The organism is Microbacterium sp. Leaf159, assembly GCF_001423615.1.
In the GTDB taxonomy this organism is placed as follows: Bacteria; Actinomycetota; Actinomycetes; order Actinomycetales; family Microbacteriaceae; genus Microbacterium.
Genome location: NZ_LMOU01000001.1, coordinates 2,542,810 through 2,553,346 on the forward strand (window position 1 = coordinate 2,542,810; position 10,537 = coordinate 2,553,346).

Genomic DNA, 10,537 nt, shown 5'->3' on the forward strand with positions numbered 1-10,537 from the left:
CATGACGACGGTGGCCGTGCGACGGCAGGCACAGCGTCGCAGGTCACCGCTCGTCGGATACCTGCTGCGCCGGATCGGCACTTCGCTGCTCCTGCTCGTGGGGGTCACGATCGTGACCTTCGCGCTGACGAACCTCGTGCCCGGCGACCCCGTATCGGCGGCGCTGGGTGAGGGGGCATCCCAGAACCCCGCGACGCGCGAGGCGTTCATCAAGGAGCACGGCCTCGACCAGCCGCTGTTCGTGCAGTACTTCATCTACATGGGGAACCTCCTCCGCGGAGACCTCGGCACGTCGCTGGTGACCGGTCGCCCGGTCACCAGCGACCTGGCCACCGCGGTGCCGGCGACGATCGAGATCGCGATCGGCGCCATCATCCTCAGCCTCGCGGTCAGCGTCGTGCTCGGCACGCTCGCCGCCTACCGTCGGGGGCTCGTCACCGATCAGGTGATCCGGATCGTGACGCTGATCGGCCTGAGCGTGCCGACCTTCTGGCTCGCGCTGGTCAGCTTCTACGTGTTCTTCCTCGAGCTGCGCATCGCGCCCGGATCCGGTCGCATCTCGCCGTCGATCACCCCGCCGCCCCGCATCACCGGGCTCTACACGGTCGACTACCTGCTCAACGGCGACGGCGTCGGGTTCGCGGATGCTCTCGCGCACCTCGCCCTTCCGGTGATGGTGCTCTCGCTCGTGACGATCGGTCTGCTGACCCGCTTCATCCGCACCTCGGTGCTCGAGGTGCTCGGCAGCGACTACGTGCGCGCGGCCAGGGCGAAGGGCCTTCCGGCGATGCGCGTGATCCTCGACTACGTGCTCCGCGGAGCATCCCTCCCGATCCTCACCGTCGTCGGCGTCGCCTTCGGATCCCTGCTGTCGGGCACCGTGCTCGTCGAGTCCGTGTTCGCGTGGCCGGGGCTCGGCACCTACGCCTACAACTCGGCGGCGAACCTCGACCTCCCCGGCATCATGGGCGTGGGTCTCGTCGTCGGATTCATCTACCTCCTCATCAACTTCGTCGTCGATCTGCTCTACGGCGTCCTCGACCCGAGAGTGAGGATCGCATGAGCCGCATCGACTCGGCATCCGGCCCCTGGCGGTTCCGGTTCCGCTGGCCGCGCGCCTGGCGTACGCCCCTCGGCGTGATCGGCACCGTGATCGCCGGAGCGTGGATCATCGTCGCCTTCACCGCGCAGTGGTGGGTGCCCTACGGCCCCAACGCGCAGGTGCTCCCTCGTCTGCAGGAGCCGGGCATCGACACCCTGCTCGGCACCGACGGCAACGGCCGCGACATCTTCTCGCGCCTGATGACGGGTGCGACCGTGAGCCTCCCGCTCGCGCTCATGCTCGTGATCGCCGCGATGATCATCGGCACCGTGATCGGGGCCGTCGCCGGCTACTTCGGCGGATGGGTCGACGAGACCCTGATGCGCATCACCGACCTCTTCATGGCGTTCCCCACCGTCATCCTCGCGATGGTGGTGGCAGCCTCGCTCGGCCCGTCGCTGTTCAACGCGGTGATCGCGGCGATCGTCGTCTCGTGGCCGCAGTACTCGCGAGTCACCCGCAGCATCGTGCTCGGCCTCCGCGGACAGAACTACGTGATCGCCGGCCGCCTGCTCGGGCATTCGCCGCTGCGGACCCTGTTCGTCGACATCCTGCCGAACATCGCCGGCCCCGTGCTGGTGCTCGCGACGCTCGACATCGGCGCGGCGATCCTGCTGCTCTCGGGCCTCTCGTTCCTGGGCCTCGGCGCGCAGCCCCCGACCGCCGAGTGGGGATCCATGATCTCCGCGGCCATGCAGAACTTCGACGCCTGGTGGCTCGGGGTATTCCCGGGGCTCGCGATCCTCACCGTGGTGCTCGCCTTCAACTTCCTGGGTGACGCGATGCGCGACATCCTCGACCCGACGGCCGAGGTCACGCACGAGAAGCAGGCTGACCACGCGGCCTCCGCGAAGGGGGTGGCAGCATGAGCGGCGCACCCGCACTGAGCATCCGTGACCTGACGATCGACATAGGTCGACCGCTCGTGCACGGCATCTCGCTCGATCTCGAGGCCGGTCGCATCCACGGCCTCGCCGGAGAATCCGGATCGGGCAAGACGCTCACCTCACTCGCCGTGCTCGGACTCCTGCCCCGGCAGGCGCGCACCGGCGGTTCGATCACGCTCGCGGGGGAGGAGCTGGTCGGCATGCGTCGCCGGGCCCTCAACCGCATCCGGGGCACGCGCATCGCGATGATCTTCCAGGACCCGTCGGCGTCGCTGCACCCGCAGCTGCCGATCGGCCGCCAGCTCACCGACCACATGCGCGTGCACCTCGGTCTGCGCGGCGAGGCGGCGAAGGCCAGGGCCATCGAGCTGCTCGAGACGGTGCAGGTGCCGAATCCGGATGCTGCGCTGAAGCGCTACCCGCACCAGTTCTCGGGCGGTCAGCGCCAGCGCATCGCGATCGCCTGCGCTCTCGCGTGCGACCCCGAGGTGCTGCTGGCCGATGAGCCGACGACCGCGCTCGACGTCACGGTGCAGGCCGGCATCCTGCGGCTGCTGCGCGACCTCGCGACCGAGCGCAACCTCGCCGTGCTGCTCGTCACGCACGACCTGGGTGTCATGAGCGCCATCGCCGACGAGGTCGCCGTGATGAAGAACGGGCAGATCGTCGAGCGGGCCGACCGCGAGACGCTGTTCCGCGACCCCCAGCACGAGTACACCCGCACGCTGCTCGCCGCGTTGCCGGGGTCGAAGCTCGAGATCGCGGATGCCGATGTCGCTGTCCTGGATCCCGTGCTGACGGATGCTGAGCTGTCGGATGCTGAGCTGTCGGCTGCTGCGGAGGAGGCCCGAGATGAGTGAAATCGCCGTCCTCGATGCGAGGGACGTGGTCGTCCGGTACCCCGGCAGCCCGCCGGTCGTGGCCGTCGATGGAGTCTCGCTTACCGTCGCGCCGGGTGAGACCGTGGCGCTGGTCGGAGAATCCGGCAGTGGCAAGTCGAGCCTCGCCCGCGCGGTCGTGGGCATCGAGAAGCTCGCCGGGGGAGAGGTGCGCTTCCGTGATGCACCCGTGACACCGCTCGGCATCCGCCGACGTAACGTGGCGCTCACCGGCATCCAGATGGTGTTCCAGGACCCGTCGACGTCGCTGAACCCGCGCCGTCGTGTGGGAGACCAGATCGCCGACGGCATCGCCACGGCGCGTGCTCGCGGCGCTGAGGGCTCGACCGTCGCGGAGTGGCTCGAGCGGGTCGGGCTGCCGACCGAGGTCGCCACACGGTTCCCGCATCAGTTCTCGGGCGGACAGAAGCAGCGCCTCGCGATCGCCAGGGCGCTCGCGGCCCGACCGTCACTGCTCGTCGCCGACGAGCCGATCTCGGCACTGGACGCGTCGACCCAGACCAGCGTCGCCGGTCTCATGCGCGACCTCGTCGCCGAATCCGGTGCGGGGATGCTGTTCATCTCGCACGACCTCGCGGTCGTCCGCCGCATCGCCGACCGCACCTTCGTGATGTTCGCCGGTCGGGTGCTCGAAGCGGGGGCCACCGACCGCGTGTGGTCTGCGCCGCAGCATCCGTACACCCAGGCGCTGCTCGCCGCGATCCCCGAGCCCGACGGTGCCGGCCGCATCCCGATCGCGCCGTCGACGAACGAGCGCACGGTCTGGTCGGAGATCGCCCCCGTCATCGACTGAGCCGCATCGTCGGTCGCTCGGTCGCTCGGTCGATCGGTCGCTCGGTCGCTCGCCCTCTCGCGCGCTCATTCGGGAGGAGAACCGCGCTTCGGAAGGATGCCTGTGGCTCAAAGCTCCTCCCGACAGCGAGTTCTCCTCCCGAGGGGGCGACCGGATGCATGCCCAGCGGGGTTCTGGATAAGCTTAGGCAACCCTTATCTGAGCGAACAGGTTCCTCCATGCCCCTCTCCCGCACGAAGGCGCTCGGCGCCCTCCTCGCCGCCGTCGTCTCCGCGGCCGCACTCACCTCCTGCGCCCCCGCGGCCGAGAACACCGACGGCGCTCCCGCGGTCGACTCCGACGCGTTCCCGGTCACGGTCGAGCACGCCTACGGCGACACGACGATCCCCGAGCAGCCGCAGCGCGTCGTGACCGTCGGCGTCACCGAGCAGGACACCCTCTGGGCGCTCGGGGTCAAGCCCGTCGGCGTCACCGAGTGGTACGGCGGCTACGACTTCGCCTCCTGGCCCTGGGCAGACGAGGCCCGCGGCGACGCGGAGCCCGAGGTCCTCACCACCAGCGACGGACTCGACTTCGAGGCGATCGCGCTGCTCGACCCCGACCTGATCATCGGCACCAACGCGGGTCTGACCGAAGAGGACTACGACCGCCTCTCGGACATCGCGCCGACCGTCGCCCACTCGGGCGACTACTCGATGTACTTCGAGCCCTGGGACGTGCAGACCCTGCAGATCGGCGAGGCCGTCGGACTGAAGGACGAGGCGCAGCAGCTCGTCGACGACATCGACGCACAGTTCGCGGAGGCCGCCGAGGCTCACCCGGAGTTCGCCGGAAAGTCGATCGTCTTCCTGCAGAACGCGATCTACGACGGCGCAGCGATCGCCTATCAGGACGGCCTGAGCACCGATTTCCTCACGGATCTCGGCTTCACGATCCCCTCGGAGATCGACGCCTACGCACCCGAGGACAGCTCGGGCGGACAGGCCAACATCCCGGTCGAGAACCTCGACGTGCTGAACGCCGCCGACGTGCTCATCTGGGGAACCGAATCGGATGACGACATCACCGCTCTCGAGGACGAGCCGTTCGTCACCGCGATCGGTGCGATGCAGAACAAGTCGGTGGTCTACACCGACGGCATCACCGCCGGCGCGATCTACTTCACCTCGGCACTGAGCCTTCCCTACGTGCTCGACGCTCTCGTCCCCGCCCTCGCGGATGCTGTGGCAGGCAACGGACCGGCGCGCACCGCCGAGTGACCGCACTCGCACGCACGAGCCGCGATCCGCACCGGGTGTCCACCGGGCGGGTCGCGCTCGTCGTCGTGCTCGCGGCGTTCGCACTGCTCGCGACGGCGCTCATCGGCCTGACGGTCGGTACGAAGATGGTCGGACTCGACACCGCCGTCGACGCGATCCTGCGGTTCGACGGCAGCGATCTGCAGCTCGTCGTGCGGGAATCGCGCATCCCCCGCACCGTGCTCGGTCTCGTCGTCGGTCTCGCGTTGGGCGCCGCGGGCGCCGTGATGCAGGGCCTCACCCGCAACGCCCTCGCCGATCCCGGCACCCTGGGGGTCAACGCCGGAGCGTCCGTGGCCGTCGCGATCGCGGTCGCCGCCCTCGGCATCCACGACTTCCCGCACCTCATGGTGTTCGCACTCGTCGGAGCACTCGTGGCGACCATCGGAGTGGTGCTGCTCGGAGCCGCGGGCGGCGGCAGCCCCGTGACCCTGGTGCTGTCAGGCGTCGCGCTCGCCGCGGTGCTCGGTGGAATCACAACGGCACTCGTGCTGCTGAACCCGACCGCCTTCCTGCAGATGCGCAGCTGGGAATCGGGTGCCCTCGCCGGCCGAGACCTCTCGATCCTCATCGCCGCCGGACCCATGATCGCCCTCGGGCTCGTCGTCGCCCTGCTGATGACGCGCAGCCTCGACGTGCTCGCCCTCGGCGACGAGACGGCCGCGGCGCTCGGCGTCAAGATCGGTTTGCTGCGCACCGCGGCCGTCATCGCCGTGACGCTGCTCGCAGGAACGGCGACCGCGATCGCCGGTCCGATCGCGTTCCTCGGTCTCGCGGCTCCCCATATCGCCCGTGGAGTCGTCGGCGCCTCGCAGAAGGCGATCGTGCCGCTCGCTGCCGTGATCGGTGCGATCGTCGTCGTGCTCGGCGACGTCATCGGCCGCGTGATCATCGCGCCCCAGGAGGTGCCGGTCGGCATCGTGATGGCCTTCGTCGCGGCTCCGTTCCTGATCTGGATCGGCCGCCGCAAGAATCCGGTGCAGCTGTGAGCGCCGACACCCGCACGTTCCTGCGGCAGGCACGCCGCACCCTCGACCGCCGGGGACGCATCGCGATGGGCATCCTCATCGCGGCGCTCGTCGTGTCGTTCGTGGCAGGTCTGTCGATCGGCGACACCGTGCTCTCGCCGATCAGGGTCATCCAGGCTCTGTTCGAGATCGACGGAGGCATCCGCATGGTCGTGGTCGACTGGCGGCTGCCGCGCGCGCTCGCCGCGGTGTTCTTCGGGGCGGCGCTGGCGCTCTCGGGAACCGTCTTCCAGACGATCACGCGCAACCCGCTCGGCAGTCCCGACGTGATCGGACTGACGACCGGTGCCTACACGGGCGCCCTGATCGTGATGACCAGCGGCAGCGGGTCGGGATTCGCGGTCGCGATCGGCGCGATCCTCGGCGGTTTCGCCACGGCAGCACTGGTCGCCCTGCTGATCGCCGGACGCGGAGCACTCGGATACCGCATAGTGATCGTCGGCATCGGCGTGAGCGCGGTGCTGGCGGCGGTCAATGCCTGGATGCTGCTGCGCGCCCGACGCGAGGTGGCGATATCCGCCGCGATCTGGGATGCCGGAACGCTGAACGGCGTCGGATGGAATCAGGCTCTGGTGCCGATCCTCGTGGTCAGCGTACTGATCGTCGTGCTGGTGTGCGTGCGGCGCGGACTCTGGCTCGTCGAGCTCGGCGACGACATCGGCGCGAGTCTCGGCGGGCGCATGGGGGCCACCAAGGCCGGACTCGTCGCGATCGCGGTCGGACTCACGGGTGTGGTCACCGCCGTCATCGGACCCGTCGCGTTCATCGCGCTCGCTGCGCCCCACCTCGCCCGTCTCATCGTCAAGAACGGCCCGGCACACCTGGTCGCCACCGCGCTGATGGGAGCGACCCTGCTCTCGCTCGCCGACATCATCGCGCAGAACGCCGTGCCGAAGCACGCGCTGCCGGTCGGGGTGGTCACACTCGTGCTCGGCGGTGCGTACCTGATCTACCTCGTCATACGCACGGCTCGTCGCCCGGTGTGAGTGCGCATCCGCATCCGCATCCGCATCCGCATCCCGCACCCGCACCCGCATCCGCATCGCACGCTCGGGAGGAGAACTGCGCCAGGGGAGGATGCCTGTGGCTCATCGCTCCTCCCGAGGGCGGGTTCTCCTCCCGAGGCGTCGGCCCGAGCCGCGGCAGATCCCGCCTCAGGCACCGGAACGCACTGCGGGCCGAGGCGATCGCCCCGGCCCGCAGTGTCTGCTCGTGGATCAGAGCGGTGCGACGATGTCCTGCTCGACGTCCCACTCGGTGATCTCCAGCGAGGTCTCGATGGTCTGGCCGGCGGCCTCGGTGGTGCCGGTGGTGGCGAGCACCACGTAGTCGCTCGTGACCTCGAAGGTCACGTCGACGGCCACGCCCTGCGCCTCGGAGGTGCCGGTCAGGAGGTAGACGTCCTGACCCAGGCGCGTGCCCGTGCCGGTGACGGTGAACTCGCCGGTGAGAGCGCCCGCGGCGGTCGCGGGGTCGGTGTCGGCGGCGGTCTGCGCACCGCTGCTGAGGGCGGCGATGATCGGGTCGCTCGAGTTGGGGTCGGCGACCTGCCACTCGCTCGTCGAGCTCTTGACCCAGGCGTCGTCACCGATCACGATGAGCGATCCCATCGGCGTGATGGTCTCGACGGCATCCGTTCCGGGGTTGTACCGGGCGGTCGTGTCCATGCCCAGGATGCTGGTCTTGGCGGCGTAGCCGGCGGTGTCGGTCATCGCCTCGGTGATGCAGGTGCCGAGAGCTGCGCCGTCGACTGTCGCGCCTTCGGACAGCTCGGGGCAGTCGGACTCGGGCGCGGTGGTCTCCTCCGCAGCCGCGGTGGGCTTGTCTTCGGCAGGCTCGTCAGAACCTGCGGTACATCCGGTCAGCACTACGGCGGCGGCGAGCATGACGCCGACACCCCACTTGTTCACGCGCATGGCGTTTCCCCCTTCGGTCGTCGTCGTGCCTGTCGGCACGCACGAATACCAGCATGCCAACTCCGGGGCGATGCGTGTGGAGGCGGCCCGAAGTTTTCTCCGCTAGACTGTCAAGGTTGTCTGCCATCAGGCACCCACTCGGGTGGCTCGGCGGATGACGTGCACACACCCTCCTGCTTCCGGGAAAGTCCCGGAAGCCGTTCTAGTCCGAAGGAGGTGGGTAAGTGACGCACCAGTACGAACTCATGGTCATTCTGACCCCCGAGATCGACGAGCGCCAGGTCGCCCCTACGCTCGACAAGTTCCTGAAGGTCATCACCAACGATGGTGGCTCGATTGACAAGGTCGACATCTGGGGCAAGCGCCGTCTGGCTTACGAGATCCAGAAGAAGAACGAGGGCATCTACGCCGTCGTCAACTTCACCGCCACCAGCGAGGCCACGCAGGAGCTCGACCGTCAGCTGAAGCTGAACGAGCAGATCATGCGTACGAAGGTCCTTCGCTCTGAGGAAGCTCAGGCGATGGTCGCTTCGGAGGCCAAGCGCTCTGAAGAGAAGGCTGCCCGCAAGGCGGCCAAGGCTGCGAAGGCCTGAGTCCGATGGCCGGCGAAACAGTCATCACCGTGGTGGGAAACCTCACGGCCGACCCCGAGCTGCGCTACACGCAGAACGGACTGCCGGTGGCGAACTTCACCATCGCTTCGACGCCTCGGAACTTCGATCGCGCCGCCAACGAGTGGAAGGACGGCGAAGCGCTGTTCCTCCGCGCGTCGGTCTGGCGTGAGTTCGCCGAGCACGTGGCGGGTTCGCTGACCAAGGGAATGCGCGTCATGGCGCAGGGCCGTCTGCGTCAGCGCTCCTACCAGGACCGCGAGGGCAACCAGCGCACCGCGATCGAGCTGGAGGTCGACGAGATCGGCCCCTCGCTTCGGTACGCGACTGCACAGGTCACCCGTGCGGCCTCGACCGGTGGCGGCGGCGGTGGCGGCGGACAGTCGCGCCCCGCTCAGCAGCAGCAGGTGTCGGAGGAGCCGTGGTCAACGCCCGGCTCGTCGACCAGCGCAGATGCCTGGAGCACTCCGGGCAGCTTCGGTGACGACACCCCCTTCTGAAACAGGATCTCCGGATGCTTCGGCATCTGTCTCAAAACTAAGGAAAAACAATGGCTGGAAAGTCGAGCGGCGACCGCCGCAAGCCGCGGAAGGGTGGCAAGCCCACCGCTCCCGCGAAGTCGATCCGGGTCGGAGTCATCGATTACAAGGATGTCTCCACCCTCCGTAAGTTCGTCTCGGAGCGCGGCAAGATCCGTGCCCGTCGTATCACCGGTGTTTCGGTGCAGGAGCAGCGTCTGATCGCCACGGCGATCAAGAACGCACGCGAAATGGCACTCCTGCCCTACGCTGGCGCCGGCCGGTAAGGGGTAACGAGATGGCAAAGCTGATTCTCACGAACGAGGTCGCCGGGCTTGGTAGTGCCGGTGACGTGGTCGAGGTCAAGAACGGGTTCGCCCGCAACTACCTCATCCCCCAGGGCTTCGCTACGGCGTGGACCCGCGGTGGCGAAAAGCAGGTCGCTTCGATCCAGGCTGCTCGTCAGGCGCGTGCGATCCACGACCGCGACGAGGCTGTGGCCCTGAAGAACTCCCTCGAGGGCACCAAGGTGCGCCTGGCCGTCAAGGCCGGCAACGAGGGTCGCCTCTTCGGTTCGGTCAAGACCGATCACATCGCGGATGCTGTCGCAGCCGCGGGTCTCGGCTCGATCGACAAGCGCAAGGTGCACATCCCGTCGGCGATCAAGACGACCGGTGAGCACGAGGCCACGGTTCGTCTGCACGACGACGTGACCGCAGTCATCACGCTGCAGGTCGTCGCCGCCAAGTAAGGCGCGACGCTCTCGAACGCCCTCTGTCCTTCGGGACAGGGGGCGTTCTGCGTACCCGGTGGAGTCATGAGGGCACGACGGATGCCCCACGCTGGGGACGCGGGGCATCCGTGAACTGTGCGGCATCGCAGACCGCGGGCTGGGCTGGGGACCCTTGCTCACCGCGTCACGGGATCCGCACACCGACGGTGCCGCATCTCCTCCCCCGAGGATGACGACACCGCCGGGGTCTGGGCTATGCCGTCACGTGGCGACGGCGCAGCATCCCGGCTCCGAGGAGAAGCAGGAGTGCGGCCACCGCGGCGTATCCGAGCGAGGACGAGCCGCCGGTGGCGGCGAGTCCCTGCGCGGATCCGGCCGCGGTCACCGCACCGCCGCTGGTGAGCGCCGCAGTGAACGTCGCACCGGCTTCCGTGCCCTGGTTCGTTCCCGGGCCGGTGCCCGGGTCCGTTCCGGGGTTCGTACCCGGATCCGTTCCGGGATCTGTTCCCGGGTCCGTTCCCGGAGTGGTGCCCGGGGTCGTCACCGTGCTCTCGCCGACCACGGCGATGGCGTTGCCACCGATCGTGATCGGAAGGGCGATCGGTGCCGTGACCTGGGTGCCGCCGAGGATGCCGTCGTCACCGGTGGTGGTGCCGCCGGTCGAGCCGCCTGCAGTGGGTGCGGTGGTGCCGGTTCCGCCGGTGATGGCGCTGTCTCCGAGGACGGAGATGGCGTTGCCGGTGGCGGTCACG

13 protein-coding genes are annotated in these 10,537 nt (G+C 68.8%); 11 read left to right on the forward strand and 2 right to left on the reverse strand.

Going from position 1 to position 10,537, the window contains the following annotated elements; genetic code table 11:
• Position 1 precedes the first annotated feature (1 nt).
• The 7 genes from ASF80_RS11995 to ASF80_RS12025 all read left to right on the forward strand — a co-directional run bounded on the left by ASF80_RS11995 (position 2) and on the right by ASF80_RS12025 (position 6,993).
• Positions 2–1,063 (forward strand): ABC transporter permease, encoded by a 1,062-nt coding sequence (locus tag ASF80_RS11995; protein WP_056311041.1) that lies wholly within the window; start codon positions 2–4, stop codon positions 1,061–1,063.
• A complete protein-coding gene (locus ASF80_RS12000; RefSeq protein ID WP_056311043.1) occupies positions 1,060–1,971 on the forward strand; it encodes an ABC transporter permease in 912 nt (303 codons plus the stop codon). Before ASF80_RS11995 ends, ASF80_RS12000 begins: the two co-directional genes overlap by 4 nt.
• Complete coding sequence (locus ASF80_RS12005; RefSeq protein WP_082488299.1) at positions 1,968–2,849, forward strand: ABC transporter ATP-binding protein; 882 nt, start codon at positions 1,968–1,970, stop codon at positions 2,847–2,849. The genes ASF80_RS12000 and ASF80_RS12005 overlap by 4 nt, the downstream gene beginning before the upstream one ends.
• Positions 2,842–3,681 (forward strand): ABC transporter ATP-binding protein, encoded by an 840-nt coding sequence (locus ASF80_RS12010; protein WP_056311045.1) that lies wholly within the window; start codon positions 2,842–2,844, stop codon positions 3,679–3,681. The genes ASF80_RS12005 and ASF80_RS12010 overlap by 8 nt, the downstream gene beginning before the upstream one ends.
• A 218-nt stretch (positions 3,682–3,899) precedes the next feature.
• Positions 3,900–4,940 carry an iron-siderophore ABC transporter substrate-binding protein gene (locus ASF80_RS12015; protein ID WP_056311047.1) on the forward strand — a complete coding sequence of 347 codons (1,041 nt, stop codon included), beginning with the start codon at positions 3,900–3,902 and terminating at the stop codon, positions 4,938–4,940.
• On the forward strand, positions 4,937–5,968 hold the full coding sequence (locus ASF80_RS12020) for a FecCD family ABC transporter permease (RefSeq protein ID WP_082488300.1): 1,032 nt from the start codon (positions 4,937–4,939) through the stop codon (positions 5,966–5,968). The genes ASF80_RS12015 and ASF80_RS12020 overlap by 4 nt, the downstream gene beginning before the upstream one ends.
• Positions 5,965–6,993 carry a FecCD family ABC transporter permease gene (locus tag ASF80_RS12025; protein WP_200934778.1) on the forward strand — a complete coding sequence of 343 codons (1,029 nt, stop codon included), beginning with the start codon at positions 5,965–5,967 and terminating at the stop codon, positions 6,991–6,993. Before ASF80_RS12020 ends, ASF80_RS12025 begins: the two co-directional genes overlap by 4 nt.
• A 231-nt stretch (positions 6,994–7,224) precedes the next feature.
• Here ASF80_RS12025 and ASF80_RS12030 read toward each other — a convergent pair whose 3' ends face one another.
• On the reverse strand, positions 7,225–7,923 hold the full coding sequence (locus ASF80_RS12030) for a hypothetical protein (protein WP_056311049.1): 699 nt from the start codon (positions 7,921–7,923) through the stop codon (positions 7,225–7,227).
• A gap of 224 nt (positions 7,924–8,147) precedes the next feature.
• Here ASF80_RS12030 and rpsF point away from each other — a divergent pair, with 224 nt between their 5' ends.
• From rpsF to rplI, 4 genes are read left to right on the forward strand one after another with little or no spacing between them, the layout of a single operon-like run.
• Positions 8,148–8,516, forward strand: a complete 369-nt coding sequence (gene rpsF / locus ASF80_RS12035) for a 30S ribosomal protein S6 (protein ID WP_029264265.1) — start codon at positions 8,148–8,150, stop codon at positions 8,514–8,516.
• 5 nt (positions 8,517–8,521) lie between these two features.
• Positions 8,522–9,034 (forward strand): single-stranded DNA-binding protein, encoded by a 513-nt coding sequence (locus tag ASF80_RS12040; RefSeq protein ID WP_056311050.1) that lies wholly within the window; start codon positions 8,522–8,524, stop codon positions 9,032–9,034.
• Between the two features lie 50 nt (positions 9,035–9,084).
• Positions 9,085–9,339: a 30S ribosomal protein S18 gene (gene rpsR, locus ASF80_RS12045; protein WP_042541518.1), complete on the forward strand. Its 255-nt coding sequence runs from the start codon at positions 9,085–9,087 to the stop codon at positions 9,337–9,339.
• Between the two features lie 11 nt (positions 9,340–9,350).
• On the forward strand, positions 9,351–9,803 hold the full coding sequence (gene rplI / locus ASF80_RS12050) for a 50S ribosomal protein L9 (RefSeq protein WP_056311051.1): 453 nt from the start codon (positions 9,351–9,353) through the stop codon (positions 9,801–9,803).
• A gap of 235 nt (positions 9,804–10,038) precedes the next feature.
• Here rplI and ASF80_RS19375 read toward each other — a convergent pair.
• Positions 10,039–10,537, reverse strand: a 499-nt coding sequence (locus ASF80_RS19375; protein WP_235559959.1) for a chaplin family protein, incomplete at its 5' end; no start/stop codon positions are given.